Consider the following 25795-nt stretch of genomic DNA (forward strand, 5'->3'; position numbering starts at 1 on the left):
GCGCGAAAAGGGCTGTGAGCTCAGGGAGCTGGAGGCGGCGCAGCCTCGGCCAGGCGGACGTCTCGCCGCAGCTTCGATGGCGCAAGCGCGATGCCCTCGAGGATCTTCGCGAGCTCGGCCGCGTCGATGACGACGCTCGTTGCCCCCGGCGTGACCGCACGAGGGGCTCGGAACGTCCCGCGCTCTAGACGCTTGTAAAGTAGACAATACCCGCTGCGGTCCCACCAAAGGGCTTTGCAGCGGTCGGCTGCTCGGTTAAAAAAGAGGAATAGCGCTCCGGAGAGGGGATCCTGCCGCAGCACCTCGCGCACGACGGCGGCAAGACCATCAAACGACCGGCGCAGATCGAGCGGCTCGGTGGCGACGTAGATCGAGACGCGGCCCGGGATCATCGCGTACCCCCGAGCGCGCGAACGACGCGCGCCAGCGTATCTTCGTCAAACGTCGGCGGTACGCGCACGACCGCGCCGTCCGGGAAGACGATCTCCAGCGCCGCGCCCGGCGAGGGCGCCGCAGCGGCCGATGGGGCGACCACGACGGGGAGCAACGCGGGAAGCGTCACCTTCTCCGAACGCTGCCGGTACTCGCTCCGCTTCATGCCCAGTCGGCGGCTCCAGGAGTACAGCGTGCCGGCGTTGACCCCCTCCTGCTCCGCGAACACGCGGGCCGAGTGCCCGCTCTTGTGCCAGCGCGCCACCCGGTCGCGCCAGATCCGTGTGCTCTCGTCCATCCGCACCTCCGGCGTCGGTTTCTACGCAGCGGATGGGCACCAGGACAGCATGCTGGTCGCCGAACGGATACGCTCGGCCAGCGGGGCGTTCTTCGGGACGGACCTCAACCTCGAGGCCCTGATGAGCGTGACGCCGGCGGAGGGCTGGCGAGATGCGCTTCAGTCAGGGACGCTCTGGGTGGTCGACGACGGCGCCGGCAGGTCCATCGCGTTCCTGGGCGCCGAGGCGGCTGGCCATGAGCTTCACATCCGCGAGTTCGCCGTCGAGCTCGACCACCAGGGCCAAGGGCTCGGTCGGCGTTTGCTCAGCCACGTGATCGCATGGGCGCGGACTGCGAGGTTCCAGGCACTCACCCTGACCACCTTCCGGACCGTCCCCTGGAATGGACCGTTCTACGCCACCATGGGCTTTCGCGAGCTGTCGCCGACCGAGACGTCCTCGCGGCTCGTGGCCATCCTGAAGAACGAAGCTTGTCACGGCCTCGACCCGGCGCAGCGCTGCGCCATGCGGCTCGACCTCAACGAAACCTAACGACGAGCGACAGGCGCTGACGTCACTCGTTACCGAACTAGCCGGATGATGGCCCTGGGCCTTTCTCCGCTCGCGCTGGTTGATGGCCATCCGATGCCCGGAGCCCCCGCCGGAGGCTCCGTTCGCCCACCGCCAGCACGGGACGGTCGCCGGAGCCCGGAGGGCGGGTCAAGGGCGGCGTCGCCGCCGCGCCCCCGGCACGGGCACCCTTGACGCGCCTGAGCACTCCGGCAGCCTCGGCGGCGGGATGGGCCGACCATCACCATCACGACCGTGACCGGGAGCGCTCACCCTCGCGATGGCCAGCAAACAGCCCGCACGATCGAGCAGCAACCATCGTGAGCGTCAACACCCCTTCTCGCACCTCTCGATGGCCTCGACGATCTTCGCCCTGCGCTCGCGCTCCGTGCGCCAGCGCGGAAGCCGGATGGTCCTCGCCGCGCCCGCGGCTGCGGCTGCGGCTAGCCGACGCTGCCCGCGTGGCTCGTCCGCGCGACCAGCGCGGCCAGCGCGAGCATGACCAGGAAGAAGCCGTAGGTGACGGCGTTCGCCCTCTTGGCCCAGCGGAGCGCCTCGGCCGCCGGCACGCGGCGTCCAGCGCTTCGCGCTTCGATCCACACCGAGGCGAAGAAGAAGGGCACACAGAGGAAGGCCCCGGCAGCGAGCACGATCCAGCGCTCCTCCACGGAGGGCAGCCACGGAGCATAGAACGGTATCAAGAGCGATGTGGCGACCGTCCCGAGATCAGGGCCAACCATCGACAGCATGAGCCCTGCGAGCATCTCGAGGCCCATCAGGAGAGCCCACGTGATCGGAATCCCTGCGAGCGTGGACCATGCGTTCGCTGCCAGAGAGAGCTTGAGCGCCTCTCGCGTCGGCAGGGCCAGGACCCGCCGAGCCACCGCAGCCTCGACGAGCACGACGGGAACGAAGGCGATCCATGATGCGGGCCACGCGACGACGATCATCGGGATGCCGGCGTTTGCGAGGGCGGCCTTCGGCCAGAGCACGATCGTAGCGCTAGCCGAGATCCCGATGGCTGCGGCGAGCCGGCGGCATGTGTCCTCTGGTCTGAGCATTGGGGGCCGGTGTATCGTCATCGCAAGGATTCCTCGTCAATATGCTCGGGCGTTCAGCTGTGCTGGGGCGCGGCGCAGGAGCGCACATGGGGTCGACATCGGCTTTCGCTGCGTGATGGACACTTTCACGCCCAAGCACAGGTGAAGTTCCTCCCAGGACTCACTCGAGCCTGGCCGAGCCAGATGGGTCCGGCGGCCCGAGCTGCTCCATTATTGACGAATGTCTCACGGGCGCGCATGCTCCCCTCATGACCGCCCGCGCGACGCCCTTGGCCGCCTGAACCCCCTCAATCACCGGCCCTACGTGCCGCGCTGGCCGTGGGCGCCGCTCGGTCTCCTCATGAGGCGGCTGCCGCGCTCGGTCGTCGCAAGGACTCGTGACATGGAGTTCAACCCGTCGCCCCGGACCACCGACTACCTGCGCCGCGTGCGCGCGTTCATCGCGGAGCACATCCGTCCCGTCGAGGAGCGGACGCTGCGCGAGATCCTCGATCGCAATCACGGCGGCGACTGGAAGCGCTGGACGGTGCCTCCCGTCGTCGAGGAGCTGAAGGCGCGCGCCCGCGCCGAGGGGCTCTGGAACCTGTTCCTCCCCGATCCACACCACGGCGCGGGGCTCTCGACGCTCGAGTACGCCCCGCTCGCCGAGGAGATGGGCAAGAGCTTCCTCGCGCCGGAGATCTTCAACTGCAACGCGCCCGACACCGGCAACATGGAGGTGCTCCACCAGTACGGCTCCGACGAGCAGAAGGAGCGCTGGCTGAAGCCGCTCCTCGCCGGCGAGATCCGCTCGGTGTTTTGCATGACCGAGCCCGACGTCGCCTCGTCGGACGCGACGAACATGCGCGCGACCATCACCGCCGACGGGGACGAGCTCGTCCTGAACGGCAAGAAGTGGTGGTCGACCGGCATCGGGCACCCGAACGCGCGCGTCGCGATCTTCATGGGCGTCTCCAACCCCGAGGGCGACCGCCACCACCAGCACAGCATGGTGCTCGTCCCGCTCGACACGCCGGGCGTGAACGTGAAGCGCATGCTGACGGTCTTCGGCGAGTACGACGAGCCCTACGGCCACGGCGAGGTCTGGTTCGAGGCCGCCCGCGTCCCGCGCGCGAACGTGATCAAGGGCCTCGGCATGGGGTTCGAGATCGCGCAGGGCCGCCTCGGGCCGGGGCGCATCCATCACTGCATGCGCGCGGTCGGCGCGGCCGAGGTCGCGCTCGAGCTCCTCATCCGCCGCGGCCTCTCGCGGGACGCCTTCGGCAAGCCGCTCGTCAACCTCGGCGGCAACCGCGAGCGCATCGCCGATCTGCGCATCGCCATCGATCAGGCGCGCCTCCTCACGCTCTACGCGGCGTGGAAGATCGACCAGGTCGGCGCGCTCGCCGCGCTCACCGAGATCTCGGCGATCAAGGTGGTCGCGCCGAACGTGCTGCAGCAGGTCGTCGACGAGGCCATCCAGATGCACGGCGGCGCCGGCGTCTCGCGCGATCTCCCGCTCACGGGGATGTTCTCCATGGCGCGCGCGCTGCGCATCGCCGACGGGCCCGACGCCGTGCACCGGGGCCTCGTCGCGCGGATGGAGCTCCTCAAGTACGGTGCCCGGTGAGCCGCGACGCCGCGCGCGCCGTCCGCCCCGGCGAGGAGCTCGATCTCGCGCCCCTCGATCCGTGGCTGAAGGCGAACATCCCCGGCCTCGAGGGCACACCCGAGGTGACGCAGTACTCCGGCGGCGCGTCGAACTGGACGTACCGCCTCGCGTACCCGTCGCACGACCTCGTCCTGCGCCGGCCCCCCGCGGGCACCAAGGCGAAGTCGGCCCACGACATGGGCCGCGAGTACCGCCTCCTGCGCGCGCTCGCGCCGCATTTTCCGTACGTCCCCGAGGTGCTCGCCTGCTGCGACGACGCGTCGGTGATCGGCGCCGAGTTCTTCGTCATGCGCCGCGTGGAGGGGCTGATCCCGCGCAAGGAGCTCGGCTTCGAGCTCTCGCGCGAGGACACGCGCCGCCTCTGCCTGAACGTCCTCGACACGATGATCGCGCTCCATCACATCGACGTGAACGCGACCGGGCTCGCGCAGCTCGGGAAGGGCGCCGGGTACACGCGCCGACAGATCGAGGGCTGGAGCGATCGTTATCGCAAGGCGCGCACCTGGAACGTGCCGCGCGGCGAGCGCGTGATGCGCTGGCTCGCCGAGCACCTGCCGGAGACCGAGCGCATCTGCGTCGTGCACAACGACTTCCGCTTCGACAACGTGGTGCTCGATCCGGCGGATCCGACCCGCGTCGTCGGCGTGCTCGACTGGGAGCTCGCGACGCTCGGCGATCCGCTCATGGATCTCGGCAACTCGCTCGCGTACTGGGTCGAGGCGGGCGACGACTTCCTCGCGAGGAGCACGCGCCGCCAGCCGACGCACCTCCCCGGCATGCTCACGCGCCGCGAGGTCGTCGAGTACTACTGCGACAAGACGGGGAGCCGCCCCGACGACTGGACGTTCTACGAGGTGTACGGGCTCTTCCGCCTGTCGGTGATCGCGCAGCAGATCTACTACCGTTATCACCACAAGCAGACGCGCAACCCGGCCTTCAAGAGCTTCTGGATCCTCGTCAATTACCTGCACTGGCGCTGCCGCCGCGCGATCGCGGGGGCGCGCTGATGGCCCTCATCTACCTCGTGCGCCACGCGCAGGCGGCGTTCGGGGCCGCCGACTACGATCAGCTCTCGCCGCTCGGGCTCGAGCAGGCGCGCCTCGTCGGCGAGGCGCTCGCGGCGCGTGTGCCGCGCGTCGACGCCGTCGTGTCGGGCTCGATGAAGCGGCACCGCCAGACCGCCGAGGGCTGCCTCGCGGCGATGGGCAACTCGCTCCTCCCCGAGGAGCTCGCCGGCTGGAACGAGTACGACCATCGGGAGGTGCTCCTGCGCGCGCAGGGGCACGCCGAGGCCGCGGCGGCCGCCGGCGCGCCGCACGCCAATCCGCGCCGCGCCTTCCAGGCGATGTTCGCCGCCGCCGCCGAGCGGTGGGCATCCGGCGTGTACGACGCCGAGTACGCGGAGTCGTGGCCGGCGTTCCGCGCGCGCGTGTCCGACGCGCTGCGCTCGCTCGCCGCTCGCCTGGGCCGCTCCCAGACGGCGCTCGTCTTCACGAGCGGCGGGCCGATCGGCGCCGCGGCGGGCGCGCTCCTCGGGCTCGACGCAGCGGCCACCCTGAGGATCAGCTGGACGCTCGTGAACGGCGGCATCACCAAGCTCGTCGTCGGCGAGCGTGGCGTCTCCCTGTCCACGCTGAACGACCACGCGCACTTCGAGGGCGCGCGGGCTGCATGGCTCACGTACCGCTGAGGGTCTTGATGTGCGGCGGCGCGGCCGAGCGGCGATGGCCTGGATCGGTTCGCCCGCTCAGCGCCACCGGGTTATGGATCCTGCGTGCCGCACGTGATCCGCTTCCACGCTGACGCGCGCCGCGTCCGGGTCGAGATCCCGTCCCTCGGGATCTCGCTGGAGGAAGAAGCCGCCGCCGCTGTCCTCTACCGCCGGCCGAGCCGCGGTTCCTCGCCCACCTGCGTGCTCGCGGTGGGCCGCGACGCGCTCCGGATGACGGAGAGCGTCCGCATGGATCGCTCCCTCGCGACCACGGAGGAGGACCGGCGAGCGAGGGTCGTGCCCCTGGAGCAGGCGGCATGGTGGAACGACGGCAGGCTCGTGGAGCGCGGCGCCCACGTCGACCCGGCGCAACTCGGGGAGATCCTCATCGTCCGCCCGTTCGCCCGCGAGACCTTCTCCGTGCCGCTGTGCGGCGCGATCCTTCGCTACATGGATTTCATGGCGACGCGCCAAGCGGGAGGAGTCTTTCGGCGGTTGTACTTCCGCCGGCTGCTCTGGTGGGCTCCTCGCGTCGAGCTCTCGCTGGAGGCGGTGCCCGACGACGATGTCTCGCACGACGCGCTGGCGCGCGAGCTCAGGCCGTACTTTGGCGCGTCGGCCACGCTGGGTGGGGCTCCCCTGCGGGTGCGTCACCCACGAGGTCTCGCCGATTTGCGATGGATCCATCTCGGGCGGCTCGCGGCGATCCTCGCGGCCGGCGCATTGCCCGTCGCGCTGCGCCCTGGGCTTTGGCTCAGCGGCGTGCGCGTGACGGTGCTGGGAGCGGTGGTCGTCTTCTGGCTGGTGTGCTGGTATCGAAAATTCCGGTACGATTGAGCGCGGATCGCGCGCCCAGCAGGCGTGAAGTCCACGCAAAGCCGGAATCGCTCAACAGTCTCTGGCTGACGCAGTGGGCTCTCGCCGTCGCGAGGCCTGTAGCACCTCGCAGCTGCTGGACCTCTGAAGCTTGGCCGCGCCTCGCCTCATGGGCAGGGCGGCGCGTCGGGGACGCGGCAGAGCACGAATCCTCCGCTGATCGACAGCGTGGTCGCGCCGTCGGCTTTGCTCACCACGACGGCCGAGTAGCTGCCCTTGCCGATCGCGCCCACGTCGCCGAGCTCGTCGAGCACGACGTGTCCGTCCCTGGCCTCGTAGTCCACGCCGTCCCCGGCGCGGTAACGAACGACCGCTTCGTCGCTTGTACCGGGCTCGAGCAGCCTGGGCGCGTACACCTCCATGACCGCGCCGCCCTCCGGCGCGGCGCACGCCCGCGCGGCCAGGCCGTCCCCGCACTCACCGCCGCCCAAGGCCTGGAGGAGGGGTATCCGGCCCTCGCCGCAACCGTGTTGCAGCACCTGAGCGGAGCCATCGCCGACCACCTCGATGCGGAGATCGCCCTGGTCCAGCGTCGTGCAGTCCTCGCGCCCGCCCGAAGAGCTGCTCACCGAGATGTCGGCGGGGCCGAATCCGCCGGCCGACCCCGGACCGGTCGAGGACGAGCCGGCCGTGGCCCCGCCCTGCCCGCCCGCGCCGGTCCCGCTGTCGCGCACGACGGTCTCGCCCCCGCAGCCGGCGAGCGCGATACCCATCAGCCAGGAGAACACAAGGCGGCTCGAACAGCACATCGCCCCACCCTACCAGATCCGTCGCGGCACCCGCTCCGCAACGGCGCGGCTCAGGGCGAGTGGATGACCCACACGGCCGGCTCCTCGTAACGTCCGCGCGACCCCTGCACGTACACGGGGGCGAGGCCGCCGGCGATCTCGAAGGACGCCTCAGAGGGCTGGATCGGCCTGCCGAGCCAGATCTCCCAGACGTCGAGCTCCTGGTCCACCACGACGGCGCGACGGGCAGCTCGAGCGATCCGACCACCGACACGGACGTGTGTCCGGAGCCACGGGTCGAGGGGCAGACCATTGTCGCCGCGGCGAGCAAGGAACTCCTCTATCGAAGTACCTGGGCAGGATGCCTTTAACGGTGGGCGCACCGGGGCGAGCACGCCGGCGAGACCCAGCCGCCGCGCCGCGTCCTTGAAGCCGGCGAGCGCGACGGCGCCCACCCCCTGGCCGCGGAACAGCGGCGACACCGAGACGGCGAACGCGCCCAGGTGAGTCGGCGGCTCGCCGTCGAGGACCGCCTTCGCGCGGACCACCTGCCACTCCCAGCCGCCGTCGGGCAGCGCCGCCAGATCGTCGCTCCGCACCGCGATCGGCGCGGCGTTGCCGACCGCGGCCAGGCGCCCCGTTGCCCGCTCGACGACGCCGATCGTGGAGGCGGCGTTCGCCCGCACCACCTCGGTATAGAGCTCCTCGACATCGTTGACGTAGATGAACGGCGTCGGGGCCCATGCATGGTCGGCGAGGACCTCCATCAGCACGCCGAGATCCTCGCGCTCTGCACGCGTGACGATGTCGAAGCGGTCACCCGTTGCTCCAGACCGAGCATCCTGGGCCATGCGAGCTCCTTCGGAATCAACGAATGCCGCGGTCACGTCACACCTCCTTGGCCGAGGCGCGCTCGTTCGCGCGCATCTCGGCGGCGAGCTCCGCGAGCTGATCGAGGCCGGAGCCGACGCCCTGCTCGTAGCCCAGGCCGAGGTGGTCGTTCTTCATGGCGATCGACCCGAACAGCGTGTGGATGGTGAGCGTCGTCTTCCCGCCCGACTCCTCGAACGTGACCGTGACGATCATCCTCTCGGCGCCGGGCGACTCGAACCCGTTGTCGTAGACGATTTTCCGGTCCTGGACGATCTCGAGGTACTCGCCGCCGAACGGCGTGTTCTGCTGGCCGCTGGGCCCCGTCATCGCGAAGCGGAAGCGCCCTCCCGTCCGGAAGTCCATCTCGCACAGCGTGACCGGCCAGCCCCTCGGGCCGAACCACCGCTTGATGTGCTCGGGCTTGCTGTACGCCTCGAACAACAGGCGCGCCGGGGCGTCGAACACACGCGTGATGACGTACTCGCGTTCGGCGGCCGGCTCGCTGCTATTCTCATTTGCTCGCATCACGCGTTTCCTTTCGTTTCATCTCTTGGACGTACTCATCGAGCCGATCGAGGCTCTCTTCCCAGAAACGCCGGTAATCGCCGAGCCATTGCGCGGCGCTCGCGAGCGGCGCCGCGTTGAGGCGCACGGGCCGGAACTGCGCGTTGCGCCCGCGCGAGACGAGGCCGGCCTGCTCCAGCACCTTCAGGTGCTTCGAGATCGTGGGCTGTCGGAGATCGAAGGGCGCCACGAGCTCGTTCACCGTCGCCTCGCCCTCGGCGAGCCGCGCAAGGATCGCGCGCCGGGTCGGGTCGGCGAGGGCGGCGAAGACGCGATCCAGCTGTTCGAGAGAGGTCATGTCGTGCTCGTCGGCCATGTCGGCCCATGGCCATTGGGCGAGGGCCTGGTTCGCGCCGGGATCGACCCGGGCTCCAGGATCCATTATCGAATGGCTATATAGCCATAAGGCTATAATCGGTAGGCGCCGTCCCGTCAAGCGTGAACGAGCCTGGCTGCCCGCCCGGGTGAGCGGACTGCAGGCCGTCGCTGCGACGAGCGCGTCCGGCGGGTCCTAGAATGCAGCCCGTCGCTGCGACGAGCGCGTCCGGCAGGTCCGGGACTACAGGCCGTCCCTGCAACAAGCGCGTCCGGCAGGGTCTGGAAATGTGGTGTCTTGTCGTCGAGAAGCGCCTAAAATCTTACATCTGCGCTGGAGGACTTCAGCGGTACCATGTGGAAGTGCACAGGACGGATCCACCGAAGGTCCTTGCCGGTCGGTTCGAGCTGGAGCGCGTCGCCGGCAGCGGGGGCATGGGCGACGTTTACTGCGCGCGCGACCGGCAAGGCGGCGAGCAGGTCGCACTCAAGCTCCTGAGGAGCGCGGACGTGCAGCTCGTCGCGCGCTTCCAGCGGGAGGCGCGGCTCCTGGCCGAGCTGCGGCACCCGGCGATCGCGCGCCACGTCGCCCACGGCGTCGCGGAGCAGGGACAGCACTACCTCGCCATGGAGTGGCTCGAGGGCGAGGACCTCGCCGCGAGGCTCGCCCGCGGGCCGCTCGGCCTCGATGAGGGGATCGCGCTCGTCCACCGCGTGGCCGAGGCGCTGTCGCTCGTGCACGCGCGCGGCGTGATCCACCGCGATCTCAAGCCGGCGAACCTGTTCCTTCAGGGCGGGCAGCTCGATCAGGTGAAGATCCTCGATTTCGGGATCGCGCGCGACGCGGCCGCGACCGGCGGGTTGACCGAGCCCGGCGTGCCCCTCGGCACGCCGGCCTACATGGCGCCGGAGCAGGTCCGCGGCGAGCTGGACGTCGACGCGCGCGCGGACGTGTACGCGCTCGGGTGCATCCTGTTCGAGTGCCTCACCGGCCAGCCCCCCTTCTGGGCCGAGCATACGTTCGCGGTGCTCGTGAAGGTGCTCTTCGACGACGCGCCGCGCCCGAGCGCGCTGCGCGCCGAGGTGCCCGAGGCCATCGACCGGCTCACGGCGTGGCTGATGGCGAAGGAGCGCGATGGCCGGCCGGAGGACGCGGCCGCGGCCGCGAGGGCGCTCGCCACGCGCTCGCCGGAGCGCGCGGCCGCGGCGATGCCTGCGCCCGCGCTGACGCGCCGCGAGCGAGGGCTCGTCAGCGTGGTCCTGGCCCGGGTGGAGGCGCCGCTCCCGGCCGCCACGGCGGCTGCGCCGCGCGCCGAGGCCGCCACGCTCGACGCGCGCGAGAAGGCGGCGATGGCGACGGGGCCGGCGCGGCCGCTGCCGGACCTGCGCCGCGCGGCGGCTGATCAGGGCGGCCGCCTCGAGCCGCTGCAGGACGGCGGGGTCGCCGCGATCCTCACGGGCGCGGCGACCCCGACCGATCTCGCCGCACGTGCCGTGCGCTGCGGTCTCGCGCTGCGGAGGCTCATGCCCGGCGCCCGCCTGGCGGTCGCGATCGGCTGGGACTCGCTGGATGGCGGGCAGCCCGTCGGCCCCGTCATCGACCGCGCCTCCGCGCTGCTCGTCGGCGGCGGCGCTGGGCCGCCCGGCGACGGCAACGGCGCGCCGGAAACGCAGGTCCCGGTGCTCGTGGATGCGATAACCGCCAGCCTCCTCGGGCCGGGGTTCGAGATGGCGCCAGGGGCCCGCGCGCCCGCGGTCGTCGGCGAGCGGGAGCCGTTCGACGAGGCGCGCCCGCTGCTCGGCAAACCCACCCCGTTCGTGGGGCGCGACCGGGAGCTGCGCGCCCTGGAGGACCTGTTCGACGAGTGCGCCGGAGAGCCCTGCGCGCGGGCGGGGCTCGTCATCGCGGCGGCGGGGATGGGCAAGTCACGCCTGCGCCTGGAGTTCGTGCGGCGGCTCAGGGCGCGCGCCGAGCCGGTCGAGATCTGGATCGCGCAGGCGGACCCGACGCGCATGGGGGCGCCCTTCGACCTCCTCGGACAGGTGGTGCGCCGCGCGGCGCACGTCGCCGGTGGTGAGCCCCTCGAGCGCCGACGAGAGCAGCTCGCCGCCCGCGTGGCCCGGCACGTGGACGCGGCCAACCGGGAACGGGTGACCGAGTTCCTGGGGGAGATGGTCGGCGCGCCGTTCCCGGACGAGGCGCGCGTGCAGCTGCGCGCGGCGCGGCGCGATCCGCTGCTCATGGGCGACCAGATCCGCCGGGCATGGGTGGACTTCGTCGACGCCGAGTGCCGGGCGGGCCCGGTGCTGCTCGTGCTGGAGGATCTGCACTGGGGAGACCTCCCGACCGTGGAGTGCGTCGACGCGGCGCTGCGCCTGCTCGAAGAGCGGCCGCTCATGGTGCTCGCCGCGGCGCGGCCGGAGGTACGGCCAGCCTTCCCCGCCCTCTGGGCCGAGCGGGGCACGATGGAGATCGGGCTCAGCGAGCTGCCCCGCCGGGCATGCGAGCGGATGGTGCAGGCCGCGCTGGGCGAGCAGGCCTCCGCGGACCACGTGACCGAGATCGTCCGGCGCGCCGCGGGCAATCCGTTCTTCGTGGAGGAGCTCGTGCGCGCGACCGTCGAGGGCCGAGACGCGCGCGAGGCGCCGGAGACGGTGCTGGCGATGGTGCAGGCGCGGTTCAAGGATCTCGACGCCGAGGAGCGGCGGCTGCTGCGCGCCGGGAGCGTGCTCGGAGAGGTGTTCTGGCAGGGCGCGGCGGCGCGCCTGCTCGGGCTCGAGCAGGACGGAGGCGCGGTGCTCGGCGCGCGGCTCGCGGAGATGGAGCGGCGCGAGTGGATCGTGCGGCGGCCCGAGCCACGGTTCACCGGCGAGACGGAGTTCGCCTTCCGACACGGGCTCGTGCGCGAGGCGGCCTACAGCACGTTGACTGAGATCGATCGGCGGCTCGGCCACCGACTGGCCGGTGCGTGGCTGGAGGAAGCCGGCGAGCGCGACGCGCTGGTGCTGGCGGAGCATTTCGAGCACGGTGAGGTAATTGGGGCTTCCGCCCGGTATTACGAGCGCGCGGCGGAGCAGGCGCTGGAGGCGAACGATCTCAACGGTGCGCTCGCGCGGGTGGATCGGGCACTCGCCTGTGCGCCGGGAGGGGACGCCACCGGGAGGCTCCACGCGCTGGCTGCGACCGCGCACAACTGGCGGGGCGCGTTCGTTGACGCGGAGCGCGCAGCGAAAGCGGCTGTCACCACGGCGTCTGCCGGGAGCAGGACTTCCCATGTCGCACTGGCGATGCTTGCCTGGGCGAGCGGGGCGCTGGGGAAGGCAGAGCAGCTCGAGGCAATAGCGTCGTCGCTGCCGCTCGACCGGAAGGACGCTGCGCTCGACCGGGATTTCCTCCTCGCGTGGCACAGCACCACCGCATGGCTGCGGGAGCTCGGGCGCCACACCGCGGCCGAGGCCCTCGAGCGGGCCATGGATGGGGTGCAGCCGGAGCATCTGGAGCCCGGCCTGGCGGGGCACGTGTACATAACGAGGGGCTGTGCAAGGTTTTATCCACCACGCCGGCTCGATCTCGCCCTGCGCCTCATCGAGGATGCAGTCCAGGCCTACGAGCGCGACGGGGCGCTGCGGGACGCGTGCCTCACGCGCATGGCTCTCGGCACAACGCAAGCGCGGCTTGGAGCTTACGGACCGGCAGAGTCGACTCTCCACGAGGCGAAGCGCGTTGCGGTTCAGCTCGACCTACCCTATGTGGCAAACGGGGCCAACATCCACCTGGCGCACATCGCCGTCGCCCGCAGGCAGAGCGCCGCGGCCAGGACGCTGGCGGCCGCTGTCGTCGAAGAGGCGCGAGCTTTCACCAATAACAGGCACATGGGCCACGCCCGGGTGGTGCTCGCGCAGGCACTGCTCCATCTCGGAGATCTCGCAGAGGCGCGGGACCAGGCAATTACCGCACTCGGCGAAACGCAGGCGTACCCCGCGCTGCAGGCCGTAGCGCAGGCCACGTTCTCCCGTGCCCTGCTCCGAGAAGGGCGCCCCCTGGAGGCGCTCGCAGCGGCGCGCGAGGCGTTCGAGATCGTGGAGCGTCTCGGAGGTCTTGATGAGGACGAAGCTATCGTCCACCTCGCGTGGGCCGAGGCGCTCCACGCCTGCGGCGATGGCGGCGCGGCCCGGACAGCGCTCGCCGCTGCACGGGATCAGCTGCACGCCGAGGCAAATGCTATCGAGTCCCCCGCCCTGCGCCGCAGCTTCCTCGAAGCCGTGCCGGAGCACGCCCGCATCCTCGCGCTCGCGGAGGCGTGGGGCGTGCCGGCCTCGCCGGTGGACACCGGCTCTCGCCGCGTGGCGGACACCTCCACGCAGGAATCCGGCGAAGGACCGTAACGGGCGCGCCTGATCGCCGCGCCGCTTTCTTGCGCGCGGCCCGCCTGGAGGCTCCCGCCCTCGCCTGGAGGCTTTCGCCTCCACCCGAAGCACAGCAGAGCTCGCCGGATACCGCGCCCGCGCCTGGCGCGATGAAACGCGCCCCCCGCGCCTCGGAAGCACATTTTACGAAATACGCCCTCCCCGGCGGCCCACGGCGCGCGCCGGAAGAGCCCCCGCCTCCGCCAGAATCCTGCGCTTTCTCACTGGCACATCGGTTGCTGAACCGGTTGAGCGACGGAACGACACGGCATGTCGGCGCGCAGATCCCTGCGGCCCTACATGACGTCAGCGCCCGGCCTCCGGCGGCTCGCCGGAACGCCAGGGATGAACGAAACACAGCAGCGATATGTCTTCAGGGAGTGATCATTCCATGAGAACGCACAGCCTCATCGCCTCCGCCCTCGCGGCGGCGGCTTGCATCGGAACCACGCACCCCGCCCTCGCCGTTGTCTTTGATCCGAGCAGCAGCCAGTGGCCCCACAGCCTCGAGTACGCCACGCCGGCGTCGGTGCACATGGATCCCGCGGTGCTCCAGGGCGCCGCCGACGCGCTCGACGACGCAGTCGCGGAAAGCCACGTCAAGGGCGCGGTGCTCCTCGTCGCCCGCCACGGCCGCATCGTGCTCCACGAGGCGTTCGGGCAGCGGGACGGCCGCAACAAGATGTGGGAGGCCATGCCCTCGCCGCCGATGCCGGTCGACGGGATCTTCGATCTCGAGTCCATGACGAAGCCGTTCACCGTCTTCCTGGCGATGAAGATGCAGGAGTCCGGCAAATACCCGGGCTTCAGCGTCAACAACCCGGTCGTCGGCTACTTCCCGGAGTTCGCCGATCCGCAGGATCCCACGAAGGCCTCCGTGACCGTCAGGGACCTGATGCGCTACGCGTCGGGCGAAGAGCTCGATTACCTGGCGGGCGTCGTGGGCGACGCCGACCCGTGGCACACGATGCTCACGGCGCCCCTCGCGTACACCCCGAGCCAGAAGGTCCTCTACAGCGATCTCGGCTTCCGGCTCCTCGGCCACGTGCTGGAGAAGGTCGGGGGCGACTCGCTCCAGAACCTGATGAAGGCGTTCATCTTCGACCCGCTCGGCATGGCGGACACGTCGTACCGGCCGGCGGCGAACATGCCGGACAAGAGCACCCGCTTCGCCGGCACCGCGTGGTCGGACACCCGCCTGCGTTATCTGCGAGGCGAGGTCCAGGACGAGAACGATTTCTGGGTCGAGATGACCACCGGCACGCCGGCCCACGAGCGCCTCACCGGGTGCGACGGCGTGTTCTCGACCGCGCTCGATCTGGCGAAGTTCGCGCAGATGCTCCTGAACCGCGGCAAGGTCGTCTACGGCTCGGACGCGCATTGCGGCCCTGTTAATGCGTCGGCCTCGGCCTTCGCGCCCCTGTGCCTGGCCAAGACCGTGATCTCGGCGCAGGCGGTGCACGACATGACGACGCTCCAGACCGGGAACCTCGGGCTGCCGACGCCGAGCACCACGTTCGCCGAGAACCTGCTCTACACGGGCAAGGGGTACGGCTGGGAGCTCCACGACACCGGCGCGTGGCCCGGCGGCGATTACACCTCGCCGTACGCCTTCAGCAAGACGGGCGGCGCCGGGACGTTCATGCTCGTCGACCCGGATCCGACGCGCGACGTCATCGTCGTCCTCCTGACCAACCACGGGCTCCCGGCCCCCGATCTGAACAACCCGAACCAGGTCTGGGAGTGGCCCGCGTTCAACGCCATGATCGAGGACATCCGCGCGGTGGAGGTCAGCAATGCGGTGAACCTCTCGCTCGACGTCGGGTCCATGTGAACTCCGCGCCCGCTCGCCGCGCGCGGTGACGGTCGCGCTCTACAGCATCATTCGTAACATCATTCGTTTCGAGAGACTTCATCTCATGACAACGCTTCGATCCATCTCGACCACCCATCACCCCGTTACCTCGGAGGAGACCATGACTCGTATCGCTTCCAGCCATCGCCGCCGGCCGCTCATCGGGCGGGGCGCCTTTGCCTTCGTCACGGCCGCCGCGCTCTCGCTCGGCGCCGGGTGCGCGGTCGCGCCGCCCGACGCGTCGATCGACGCGCAGGAAGGCGCGGCCGAGCAGACCGGCGCCGCGGCGTCCGCGCTCACGTTCCAGCAGCTCAAGCAGTCGTTCGTCGACGCGTGCGACGGCGCGATCCGCAGCTCGTACGGCCCCGGCTTCGCGGGATCCTGCGCCGTGTCGAGCTTCACGCGCACCGCCATCGACGCCGCCCAGAACATCTTCGAGTACAGCGCCGATGTCCGCGTCGGGCCCTCGGTGCGCGACGTCATCGGGCTGCACCGGGTCGTCCGGGAGTCCTCGCCGTTCCAGCCCGCGGCCTCCGGCAACGCGGTGATGCTGGTGCACGGCGACGCGTGGGCCTTCCGCGGCGCCTTCCTCGACACGGGCCACGGCGACACGTTCGCCGCGTTCCTCGCCAAGAACGGCGTCGATGTCTGGGGCATCGATCTCGGCTGGACGCGCGTCCTCAACGGCACCTCGGATTTCTCGTTCATGAGCGCCTGGGGCATCGACAAGGACGCGAAGGACGTCGGCATGGCGCTGTCGATCGCGCGCGTGGCCCGGCACCGCACCGGCAGCGACAAGCTGCCGATGAAGCTGCTCGGCTGGAGCCGCGGCGGCCAGATCGGTTATGCCTACCTGGGCGGCGAGACGCAGGTGCCCGCGGCGGCGCGGCACGTGAACGGGTTCATCCCCGTCGACATCTACCTGAAGACGGACCTCGGCACCCCCGAGGGCGTGAAGCAGCGGGACGACGCCTGCGCGCGCCTCGCCGCCGACCTCGCGCAGTACAACAACCCCGCGAAGCCCGACCGGTACTACACCGGCATCGGGGGCCTGGTGTCCACGATTGGCCAGCTCGCCCTCGGCGACCCGGCGACGCCGACGCAGCTCCCGATCGCGCTCCCCGGGTCCCCTGACCCCCTCTCGAACCGGGAGGTCGCGCTGCTCGTCGGCGAGGCGACGTACGTCCTCTCGAACCCGCCGCCCACGCCGTTCTATCACTTCACCGGCGGCACGTTCGACGCGGACAACGTCCCGACGGGGCTGACGTACGTCGGCGACGAGACACGCTGGTTCGCGGCCGCGGCGCAGGCCGCCCCGTTCGAGCCGCTCAAGGTGCTCATCGACGCGGAGCGCGCGATGTGCGGAGATCCGGCGTCGACCATCGACGCCCACCTCGCCCAGATCGCCGTGCCCGTGCTCTACGTCGGCGCCGAGGGCGGCTTCGGCAGCTCGGGCCTGTACACGACGACGCTCCTCGCCAGCCAGGACAGGAGCTCGATCGTGGTGAGCAAGACGGCCGACCAGCTCCACGACGTCGGCCACGGCGACATCTTCCTCGCCGACGACGCGCGGACGATGTTCTGGGACGGCATCCTCGGCTGGTTGAGCTCCTCGTTCCATTGCCAGGATGACTCCGAGTGCACGCTCCTGCGCGACAACAACACGTGCCAGTGCCTCGGCGCCCCCGCCGGCGCGACGGACCCGAAGAGCAACAGCGCGTGCCTGGTCGATCCTTGCCGCGACAAGGTCCCGTCCTGCCAGAACTTCACCTGCGTGGCCTCGGGCTCCGACGCCTCGATGTAGCGATCTCGCGAGCTCGGCGGCGGCGGCGCGGCGGAACCCCCGCTGCGTCGCCGCCGCGGCGGGCTGCCCGGCCCGGAGGCCTGCGCGAGCGCGCACGTAGGTCGAGCCAAGGAACGAACGCAGCTCTCCTCGGCCGCGCTGGAACGAATCCTTGACATGGCGACGAGGGTTTGGAAGTGCTGTTTCCAAGAGGAGGGCGCACGATGGCCGCAACCGGCGAGACGACACCGACAGGCAAAGATCCGGCGACGCTGACCCACGCGGAGGCCGTGGAGCGGGCCCGCGGCATGGCGGACGACATCCGGGCCAGAGCCCCCGAGGGCGAAGCGCTGCGACACATCCCGGAGGCGACGATTCGAGGGTTCATCGACGCCGGGCTCGTGCGCCTCCTGACGCCGCGCGCGTTCGGCGGGCACGAGCTCTCCCTCGACACGTTCGCCGACGTGACGATCGAGATCGCCAGGGCCGACGCCTCGACGGGGTGGTGCTTCTCGTTCCTCAACATCCACTCGTGGCTGCTCGCGGCGTTCCCCGTGGAGGCGCAGGAGGACGTCTGGCGCAAGCAGCCCGACGCCGCGCTCGTCGACGTGAACGTCCCGGCGGGGCAGGCCGCGCGGGTCGAGGGCGGCTACCGGCTCTCGGGCGACTGGCCCTGGGCGAGCGGCGCCCACCATTGCGACTGGGCGATGCTGGCCGGGGTGGTCTCGCCGGAGCCCGGCGCCGAGGGCGGCCCGCCGGACGTGCGCCTGTTCCTCGTCCCCAGAGAGCATTTGGAGATCCGGGACACGTGGCGCGTCGCCGGGCTGCGCGGCACGGGCAGCCACAACGTCGTCGTCAAGGACAAGCTCGTACCGCAGCACCGGACCGCGCGGATGGCGGAGCTCAGCGGCGGGCAGGCGCCGGGCACCCGCTTCCATGCGAACCCCCTCTACCGGCTGCCGATGATCACCGGGCTCGCCGCGTCGCTGGTGGCGTCCATCCTGGGCGCCTCGCAGGGCGCTTACCAGCGGTGGCGGGCCGCGACCCGGGATCGCTGCACCATGTACAGCCGCGAGCAGGTCGCGTCGCTGTCGCACCAGCAGATCCGGCTCGCCGAGATCGCGGCCGAGATCGACGCGGCGGAGCTCCTCTTCCGGCGGGCGCTCGACACGGTCCGGTCGGGAGCGCCGCTCTCGATGGAGCAGCGCGTGCGGATCCGCAGGGACTACGCTTACAGCGCGACGCTCTGCGCGCGCGCGGTGGAGCGGCTCTACAACGCGAGCGGCGGCGGCGCCAACTACGAGTCGAACCCCCTCCAGCGCGACTGGCGGGACGTACACGCCATGACGGCGCACGCGGGGGTCAACTTCGACGCGGCGGCCGAGAACTTCGGCCGGATGGAGCTCGGGTTGCCGCTGAATCCGAGGGATCCTCTGGCGTAGGGCCAGGTCGGCGGCGACGCCTTCGCGGCGGGGCGCGGGAGGTGGTGCCGAGGGGGACGGCCACCCTCCCGTGGGGGCCTGCCGCGCTCCGCGGCATCGGGTCGTGGGCGCTGCGGCCTTGAGGCACGAGAGCGTTTATCGCGCTGTTAGGGGTCGTAATTGCGACGGTCCCGCGCTGCGGTAGATAGGAGCCTCCAGATCAGGGGGTGTGCATTGCGACACGAACGCTGGACGTCCTCGAGGTCCCCGACGTGAAAACCAAGCTATCTCGGGCCGCCGCGCTCATGGCGTCGCTCGGCGTCGCGTCGTGCGGCTCGCCCATGCGACCCGCCGCCGGCGGCTCGCCGCGCGACTGCCCATCCGTCCCCGAGAACGCGGCAGCATCCGACGCTGTGCGCGCGATCGTGAATCATGGGAACCTGCGCTTCGATCTGGGGGGATCCGCGGTGTCGAGCCTGGTCTACCAGCTCGACTGCCTCATCGAGCGCGACGCGTGCTCGGTGGACGCCTTCCAGGCGTTCTGGCGGCGCGAGCTCGCGTGGTCCACAGAAGACGATCGCCAGCTCGCGCGCTGGGGCGCCCTGCGCGATCAGTACCGCGACGGCTGGGTCGTCTTTCCGATCGAGGAGAAGCACGCGTTTCCCTTCAAGCCGTTCTCCTCCTCGGTCGATGTCCTCACCAAGATGCACACCGCCGCCTTCAGGGCGCAGGGGTTCGAGGACTACCGGGAGAGCCTGCGGTCGCTGCTCGCGCCCCGGCACGTGGACGCCGCCATGGAGGTGCTGGAGCACTTTCGACCGAGGTTCGAGGCGTGGTGGCGCGCTCACGGAAAGCGCCAGGTGAGCGAGTTCGTGGAGGGGATGGTGAACGCCGGCCACCAAGCATCGCTGTTCGAGCTGGTCGAGAAGCTCGCGAAGCTCCAGGGGGCCCGGGTCGAGCGAGGGATCACCCTTCGATTCTGCTTCATCCCGCGACCCGCGGGCCCCGGGTCGGCGTATGGACAGCAGATCGAGGACCACGCGGTCGTCGAGATCGTCGGCACGACGACGCCGGCGGCGCAGATCGATGTTCCGATCCACGAGCTCGCCCATTACTTCCACGGCGACGCGCCGGTCCGCATCGGGCCGAGGTTCCTCGACGCGGCCGACGACCACGCGATCGCCGCGTTCAACCTGCTCGACGAGAGCCTCGCCACCGCCTTGCAGGCGGTCGTGATGCGCGCGCTCCGGCCTCCGGAGGTCTTCCAGCGAGGCCTGGCCACCCCGCGCTGGCTTTACAACGACGACGCCATCGACGCCGTCGCCAAGGCGCTGCTGCCCGTCGTGGACCGCATGCTGAAGGAAGGCGGCACGATCGACGATCCCGCCTTCGTCCCGGAGTACATGGCGGCCGTCGACAGGGCGCTCGGGCCCGGGAAAGCGCGGCCCTCGCTGCTGCTCCGCACGATGGCCCTCGTGTACGACGGACCGGCCGTGAAGGACGCGGCGCTCTCGCTCCAGCGCGCGGTGAAGGTGCTCCACGTCACCTCGAGGAGCCCCGTGGACGGGCCGCGGAGTTTGCCGTCTCTCGCGGAGTTTCCGGCGCTGAGCGGCGCGCTCGTGCTGCTCTCGTCGGACCTCCACAAGCTGGATGCCTGGAAGCCGCTCCTCGGCCCAGGACCGATGGCCGAGCTCAAGGAAGCGGCGCGGACCTACCGGAGCTTCGTCTTCAGCGTCCGGCGCTCTCCGAAGTCGTGGCTCTTCGTGTTCGCCGGGCAGGCCCCCCGGGACATCGAGGAGGTGATCGCGAAGTTCACCGGCCTCGACGCCCCGTTCCTCGGCCTGGGACCGGCGGTCCGCAGGTGACACGAGTCCCGCATCCGAAGGAAAACAGACGGCGCCGCCGTAGAACAACGCCGGGTCTCGCTTATTCCGCTGACGCGACCCCGACACGGAAATGCCATCCAACCCGACGCGCCCCGAGGGAAGCCGCGCGGTTTCTCACGACGCGATCGGGGCCCTCCTGATTTCGTCGCGTCGCTCGGAACCGGCGCCCCCCTTGTTCCGTCTTCTGGGCCACATGGACGCCGCACAGCGAGGCTGCCGCGCGATCTGATGCATCCCTGATGCATCAGTAACCTGGAGTCGGCCAGGCGCTCGTCGCCCCGTCCCCTCGGGACGGCGGTGGGGCGCTGCGCCGGAGCGTCAGACGAGCGCTCCGGTCGTCCGCCCGTCCGCCAGGCGATCGGGCGGAGAGGCGGGCTCAGGCAGCTCCGCGGCCCGCGTCGAGCGGCGACCTGGAAAGGAGAGGCTCGAATCTCATGAGGAACGCATCGGGATCCGCCGTTCGCGACGGCGGCGCCACCAGCACGAACGGGCGAGAGGTCCCAACAGAAGGCAGAGAGCGTCTCGTCGTGATCGGCAACGGCATGGCCGGCGCGCGGTTCGTGGAGGAGATCCTGGCGCGCGGGGGCAAAGACCGCTTCGAGATCGTCATGTTCGGCGATGAGCCGTATGGCAATTACAACCGTATCCTCCTGTCGAACGTCCTCGCGGGGACGCACGATCCGAAGGACATCTTCATCAACCCGCTGTCCTGGTACGAGGACAACGCCATCCGCCTCCACGCCGGGGTCCGGGTCACCTCGATCGACCGGACGGGCAAGGTCGTCCGCGGCGCCTCCGGCGTCGTCGAGCCCTACGACAAGCTCGTCATCGCCACGGGGAGCAGCGCCTTCATCCCGAGGATCGACGGCCTCGCGCGCGAGGGCGGAGGTTACAAGGAAGGCGCCTTCGTGTTCAGGACGCTCGACGACTGCAGCGGCATCATCGCGCACGCGCGGCGGTCGCGGCGGGCGGCCGTGATCGGCGGCGGGCTGCTCGGCCTCGAGGCCGCGCGGGGGCTGCTCGGGCTCGGCCTGGAGGTCCACGTGGTGCACCTCATGAAGCACCTCATGGAGGTGCAGCTCGACGCGGCCGGCGGCGCCGTCCTCCGGCGCGCGCTCGAGGGCATGGGGCTGTCGATCCACCTCGAGAGATCCACCCGCGCGATCCTCGGGCAGGAGCGGGTCGAGGGGCTCCGCTTCGAGGACGGGAGCGAGCTCGCGTGCGACCTCGTGGTCATCTCCGCCGGAATCCGCCCGAACGTGCAGCTCGCGCGCGACGCGGGGCTCACCGTCGATCGGGGGATCGTCGTGGGGGACGACCTCCGCTCGCCCGACGATCCGGACATCCACGCGCTCGGCGAGTGCGCCCAGCACCGCGGGCGCACCTACGGGCTCGTCGCCCCGCTCTGGGAGCAGGCGCAGGTGCTCGCCGACCGCCTGACGGCGAAGCGGCCCGAGGCGGCCTACGCGGGCTCGAAGGTCTCCACCAAGCTCAAGGTGATGGGCGTCGACCTGCTCGTCATGGGAGAGCAGAGCGCCGCGAACGACGCGGAGGAGGAGGTCGCGTACGTCGAGGAGGCGCGGGGGATCTACCGCAAGCTCGTGATCCGGGGCGGGACGCTCGCCGGCGCCATCCTGCTCGGCGACGCGGCGGCCGGCGGCCGGCTGCTCCAGGTCTTCGAGCGGGGGCTCGCGGTCCCCGAGATCCGCGCGGAGCTGCTCTTCCCCGGCGCCGGCGGCGGCGCGGGCGAGCCCAGCATGGCGGACCTGCCCGACGAGGCGCAGGTGTGCAACTGCAACGGCGTCTCGAAAGGCCAGATCGCCGCGGCGGCGCGGGGCGGGTGCCGCACGCTCCGGCAGGCGTGCCTGGCCACGCGCGCCGGGACGGGCTGCGGGGCGTGCAAGCCCCAGGTGCAGGCCGTCCTCGAGCTCGTGCTCGGCCACGGCGCGGAGGAGGACCCGTCGATTCACTACTACGTGCCCGGCGTGCCCCACGCCAAGCCGGAGCTCATCCGGCTCGTCAAGGAGCGCGGGCTGCGCAGCGTCTCGTCGGTGTTCCGGGAGCTCGCGGGCGGGAAGGAGGACGTCGCGAGCAAGCCGGGGCTCGCCTCGCTGCTCAAGGGCATCTGGGGCAAGGAGTACGAGGACGAGCGCGACGCGCGCTTCATCAACGATCGGGTGCACGCGAACATCCAGCGCGACGGGACGTTCAGCGTCATCCCGCGCATCTACGGCGGCGTCACGACGCCGGCCGAGCTCCGGAAGATCGCCGACGTGGCCGAGCGCTACGAGGCGAGGATGGTGAAGATCACGGGCGGCCAGCGCATCGATATCCTCGGCATCGCGAAGGAGAAGCTGCCGGACGTGTGGCGCGATCTGGGCATGCCCTCGGGTCACGCCTACACCAAGGGATTCCGCACCTGCAAGACGTGCGTCGGCAGCGAGTTCTGCCGCTACGGGGTCGGGGACAGCACGGCGCTCGGCGTCGCGATCGAGCGCCGGTTCCAGGGGTTCGAGGCGCCCCACAAGCTGAAGCTCGCCACCGCCGGGTGCCCCCGCAACTGCTCCGAGGCGACGACCAAGGACGTGGGCGCGGTCGCCATCGAGGGAGGCCGGTGGGAGATCTACGTGGGAGGCGGGGCCGGCTCGCGCGTCAGGAAGGGAGACCTGCTCTGCGTTGTTGACACGCAGGACGAGGTCATCCAGCTCGCGGGCCGCTTCATGCAGTATTACCGCGAGCAGGCCAAGTACATGGAGCGCTCGTACGATTTCGTCGAGCGGGTCGGCATCGAGAAGGTGCGGCGGGTGATCGTGGACGACGCCGAGGGGATCGCGGCGCGCCTCGACGCGGAGGTCCAGGCGTCGGTCGACGCCTATGTGGACCCGTGGAGCGAGGCGGACAGCCCCATTCATCCGTCCCAGTTCACGACGCTGCTCCCGCCGCCGAGCGAAGCGCCCGCGCGGGCGGGGTAGGCCGCCGCTCGGCGGAGGGGCGCGCCGGGCGAGCGCCCGGCCGCGGCGGAGACGAGCATTGTCGTCCGGCTGGCCCGCGCGCCGGCCGGGCAAAGAGGTTGGGTGATGAGCGAGATCATGCTGGATGAAATGACGGTCGTGAACCTCGGCCCGCTGGCCCAGATCCCTCCGGGAGAGGGCAGAGCGTTCGATGTTGGCGGCCTCGAGATCGCCGTGTTCCGGACGCGCGCGGGTGAGGTCTTCGCGGTGCAGGCGCGCTGCCCGCACCGCGGAGGGCCGCTCGCAGACGGGCTGCTCGGGGGGAAGAACGTCCAGTGTCCATTGCACGGCATCGTCTTCGACCTGCCGACGGGCCGCCCGATCGGCGCCGAGTGCAGCGCGCTGGAGCGCTTCCGGGTCGAGCTGAGCGCGTCGGAGGACATCCTGCTGCATCTGGGGCGCCCCGGGAGCGGCCCCTCGCCCTGGCTGCACGAGCGGAGCGAGACGCTGGTGCAGCTCCGGAGCGACCGTGGCATGTGCAACGCATGAACGACCTTAGGGACATGGAACGCCCCTCGCCCCCCTCGGAGCCTTGGGGCGACGGGCGCGGCTACGGTCCGATCTCGGCGCGGCACCCGCTCGGCGGCGAGATGTCGGACGTGGCGCGCGGCATCTTCTCGCGCCTGCGGCTGCCTCGCTTGCTGCAGCGTTATGCCCAGGTGCCGGTGCTCGCCGCCTTCAGCTGCATCAACGGGTTTGTCAGCATCGGCCTGATGGCGGCCCTCGCCGCGGTGACGAGGGAGCCCTTCGTCTTTCCGTCGCTCGGGCCGACCGCGTTTCTCTTCTTCTACACGCCCAGGGCCGCGTCAGCCGCGCCGCGCAACACGCTCATCGGACACAGCATTGGTGTGGTGGTCGCCTACGTGAGCCTGCTCATCACGGGGCTCTCGCACGCAGGCCCGGCGACCGCCGACAGCCTCACTTTCCCGCGCGTCCTCGCCGCCGCGCTGTCCCTGGGCCTCACGGCCGGCCTCATGGTGCTCGCCCGGGCCCCCCACCCGCCCGCGGGCGCCACGACGCTCATCGTCTCGCTGGGCATCCTGGACCGGCCGCCCATGTTGATCGTGCTGCTCGGAGGCGTCGCGTTGCTCACCCTACAGGCCATCGTCATCAATCGTCTGGCAGGCATCGATTACCCGCTCTGGGCGCCGCGGAGGGCGCGAGGAGCAGAGGACGAGACACCACCTCCGCCCGCGGCGCCGGGGCGGAGCGCGGTGACGGTCACGGGGGCGCGTCGATGAGCTCGGAGCTCACCGAGCCGCTCCCCCGCGTCGTCCGCGGGCCGCGCCGCGCCCCGCTCGCGCGCTGGGCCGCGATCCGCCACGGCGCCGTCGCCACCGCCGCGCTCGCGGCGCTGATCGTCGCGGGCAGCCGCGATCTCGCGGACTTCGACTCGGCGCTCGTCGGCTACACCTTCGCGTGCCTCTTCATGACCTTCGGGGTCGTGTACCGGTACTCCGTCTGGCTCAGCAAGCCGCCGACCCGCAAATACTGGGTCCGCGGCTTCCAGGTGCTCTTCTCGCCGCGCCGCTGGCCGCGCCTCCGCCGCCCGACGCTCATCGTCAGGGCGCTATGGTCGAAGATCATCGCGCAGGACTTCATCCTGCGTCGCGGCGCGACGCGGTGGATCGCCCACATGCTCATCGCGTGGGGCTGCACGCTGGCCGCGGCCGTGACCTTCCCGCTGGTGTTCGGCTGGCTTCATTTCGAGTCCGGCGCGGCGGGCGCGGACAGCGCGCGCGCGACCTACCGCGTGGTCCTCTTCGGTCAGCCGGTGTCGGAGATCCCGGTCCATGGCGCCGTGGGGTGGACGATCTTCCACGCGCTCATCGTCAGCGGCTTCATGGTCGTCCCGGGGGTGATGCTCGCCATGATCCGCCGCATGCGGGAGCGCGGCGCGGTGGCGGTCCAGCGCTTCGAGCGCGACCTCCTGCCGCTCCTCCTGCTCTTCGCCGTGAGCGTCAGCGGGCTTCTCCTCTGGGTGAGCTACGAGTGGCTGCACGGCTATTTCTATGGAGCGCTCGCCCAGCTCCACGCGCTGACGGTGATCGTGACGCTGCTTTACCTGCCGTTCGGCAAGCTCTTCCACGTGTTCCAGCGCCCCGCGTCGGTGGGTGTCACGTTCTACAAGGAGGCGGGCGACCGGGGCGAGAAGGCGGTCTGTCCGGTCACGGGTGAGGCGTTCGCCGCGAAGCTCCAGACCGACGACCTCGAGGAGGTGCTCGGGGAGGTAGGGTTCGATTACGCGCCGCGCGCGGGGACCGGTCCCGCGTGGAGCGAGCTCTCCCCGCGCGGGCGGCGGATGCTCATCGGCCGCGCGCACAGCAGGGCGCGGCGCGGGCGCTTCTCGTGAACGACCGGACGGGAGGACAC

21 protein-coding genes are annotated in these 25795 nt (G+C 70.9%); 14 read left to right on the plus strand and 7 right to left on the minus strand.

All coding sequences use genetic code 11. The features are described from left to right. Positions 1 to 20 precede the first annotated feature (20 nt). Positions 21 to 392 (minus strand): IS66 family insertion sequence element accessory protein TnpB, encoded by a 372-nt coding sequence (gene tnpB, locus WMF43_RS35585; protein ID WP_437671554.1) that lies wholly within the window; start codon positions 390 to 392, stop codon positions 21 to 23. Next, on the minus strand, positions 389 to 730 hold the full coding sequence (gene tnpA, locus WMF43_RS35590; RefSeq protein ID WP_437671556.1) for an IS66 family insertion sequence element accessory protein TnpA: 342 nt from the start codon (positions 728 to 730) through the stop codon (positions 389 to 391). The genes tnpB and tnpA overlap by 4 nt, the downstream gene beginning before the upstream one ends. 49 nt (positions 731 to 779) lie before the next feature. Between tnpA and WMF43_RS35595 the strand changes: the two genes are divergently transcribed. Continuing rightward, positions 780 to 1262: a GNAT family N-acetyltransferase gene (locus WMF43_RS35595; RefSeq protein WP_437671571.1), complete on the plus strand. Its 483-nt coding sequence runs from the start codon at positions 780 to 782 to the stop codon at positions 1260 to 1262. Positions 1263 to 1723: 461 nt separating this feature from the next. Here the strand turns inward: WMF43_RS35595 and WMF43_RS35600 are convergent, their stop codons facing one another. Next, the gene (locus WMF43_RS35600) at positions 1724 to 2272 is read right to left on the minus strand and encodes a hypothetical protein (RefSeq protein WP_437671573.1); all 549 of its coding nucleotides are present in this window, start codon (positions 2270 to 2272) and stop codon (positions 1724 to 1726) included. 451 nt (positions 2273 to 2723) lie between these two features. On the opposite strand from WMF43_RS35600, the gene WMF43_RS35605 reads away from it, so the two are divergent. The 4 genes from WMF43_RS35605 (at position 2724) to WMF43_RS35620 (ending at position 6540) form a co-directional block, all read left to right on the plus strand. Beyond that, positions 2724 to 3950, plus strand: coding sequence for an acyl-CoA dehydrogenase family protein (locus WMF43_RS35605; protein ID WP_437671574.1), 1227 nt, complete (start codon positions 2724 to 2726; stop codon positions 3948 to 3950). After that, on the plus strand, positions 3947 to 4999 hold the full coding sequence (locus tag WMF43_RS35610) for a phosphotransferase family protein (RefSeq protein WP_437671575.1): 1053 nt from the start codon (positions 3947 to 3949) through the stop codon (positions 4997 to 4999). The genes WMF43_RS35605 and WMF43_RS35610 overlap by 4 nt, the downstream gene beginning before the upstream one ends. Continuing rightward, the gene (locus WMF43_RS35615) at positions 4999 to 5682 is read left to right on the plus strand and encodes a histidine phosphatase family protein (protein ID WP_437671577.1); all 684 of its coding nucleotides are present in this window, start codon (positions 4999 to 5001) and stop codon (positions 5680 to 5682) included. The genes WMF43_RS35610 and WMF43_RS35615 overlap by 1 nt, the downstream gene beginning before the upstream one ends. 84 nt (positions 5683 to 5766) lie before the next feature. After that, a complete protein-coding gene (locus tag WMF43_RS35620) occupies positions 5767 to 6540 on the plus strand; it encodes a hypothetical protein (protein ID WP_437671579.1) in 774 nt (257 codons plus the stop codon). Between the two features lie 146 nt (positions 6541 to 6686). Here WMF43_RS35620 and WMF43_RS35625 read toward each other — a convergent pair whose 3' ends face one another. The 4 genes from WMF43_RS35625 to WMF43_RS35640 are packed head-to-tail and all read right to left on the minus strand — an operon-like array spanning position 6687 to position 9042. After that, a complete protein-coding gene (locus tag WMF43_RS35625) occupies positions 6687 to 7328 on the minus strand; it encodes a hypothetical protein (RefSeq protein ID WP_437671581.1) in 642 nt (213 codons plus the stop codon). Between the two features lie 50 nt (positions 7329 to 7378). Next, positions 7379 to 8158 (minus strand): hypothetical protein, encoded by a 780-nt coding sequence (locus WMF43_RS35630; RefSeq protein WP_437671583.1) that lies wholly within the window; start codon positions 8156 to 8158, stop codon positions 7379 to 7381. A 37-nt stretch (positions 8159 to 8195) separates the two neighbouring features. Further along, entirely contained in the window at positions 8196 to 8705 is a 510-nt protein-coding gene (locus WMF43_RS35635) for an SRPBCC domain-containing protein (protein ID WP_437671585.1), read from the minus strand. Then, a complete protein-coding gene (locus WMF43_RS35640) occupies positions 8692 to 9042 on the minus strand; it encodes an ArsR/SmtB family transcription factor (RefSeq protein ID WP_437671587.1) in 351 nt (116 codons plus the stop codon). The genes WMF43_RS35635 and WMF43_RS35640 overlap by 14 nt, the downstream gene beginning before the upstream one ends. 374 nt (positions 9043 to 9416) lie before the next feature. On the opposite strand from WMF43_RS35640, the gene WMF43_RS35645 reads away from it, so the two are divergent. The 9 genes from WMF43_RS35645 (at position 9417) to WMF43_RS35685 (ending at position 25775) form a co-directional block, all read left to right on the plus strand. Beyond that, complete coding sequence (locus WMF43_RS35645; RefSeq protein WP_437671589.1) at positions 9417 to 13445, plus strand: serine/threonine-protein kinase; 4029 nt, start codon at positions 9417 to 9419, stop codon at positions 13443 to 13445. A gap of 412 nt (positions 13446 to 13857) precedes the next feature. Further along, a complete protein-coding gene (locus tag WMF43_RS35650; RefSeq protein WP_437671591.1) occupies positions 13858 to 15300 on the plus strand; it encodes a serine hydrolase domain-containing protein in 1443 nt (480 codons plus the stop codon). A gap of 142 nt (positions 15301 to 15442) precedes the next feature. Next, positions 15443 to 17125, plus strand: a complete 1683-nt coding sequence (locus WMF43_RS35655) for a hypothetical protein (RefSeq protein ID WP_437671593.1) — start codon at positions 15443 to 15445, stop codon at positions 17123 to 17125. Between the two features lie 203 nt (positions 17126 to 17328). Further along, positions 17329 to 18546, plus strand: a complete 1218-nt coding sequence (locus tag WMF43_RS35660) for an acyl-CoA dehydrogenase family protein (RefSeq protein WP_437671595.1) — start codon at positions 17329 to 17331, stop codon at positions 18544 to 18546. 251 nt (positions 18547 to 18797) lie between these two features. Then, entirely contained in the window at positions 18798 to 20390 is a 1593-nt protein-coding gene (locus tag WMF43_RS35665) for a hypothetical protein (protein WP_437671596.1), read from the plus strand. Between the two features lie 455 nt (positions 20391 to 20845). Beyond that, positions 20846 to 23383: a nitrite reductase large subunit NirB gene (gene nirB / locus WMF43_RS35670; protein WP_437671598.1), complete on the plus strand. Its 2538-nt coding sequence runs from the start codon at positions 20846 to 20848 to the stop codon at positions 23381 to 23383. Positions 23384 to 23488: 105 nt separating this feature from the next. Then, positions 23489 to 23911 (plus strand): Rieske (2Fe-2S) protein, encoded by a 423-nt coding sequence (locus tag WMF43_RS35675; protein ID WP_437671600.1) that lies wholly within the window; start codon positions 23489 to 23491, stop codon positions 23909 to 23911. Continuing rightward, positions 23908 to 24663 (plus strand): HPP family protein, encoded by a 756-nt coding sequence (locus WMF43_RS35680; protein ID WP_437671602.1) that lies wholly within the window; start codon positions 23908 to 23910, stop codon positions 24661 to 24663. Before WMF43_RS35675 ends, WMF43_RS35680 begins: the two co-directional genes overlap by 4 nt. Next, a complete protein-coding gene (locus tag WMF43_RS35685; protein ID WP_437671604.1) occupies positions 24660 to 25775 on the plus strand; it encodes an MFS transporter in 1116 nt (371 codons plus the stop codon). Before WMF43_RS35680 ends, WMF43_RS35685 begins: the two co-directional genes overlap by 4 nt. Positions 25776 to 25795: the final 20 nt, after the last annotated feature.

Origin of the sequence: Sorangium sp. So ce131 (assembly GCF_051519095.1) — a bacterium.
GTDB lineage: Bacteria > Myxococcota_A > Polyangia > Polyangiales > Polyangiaceae > Sorangium.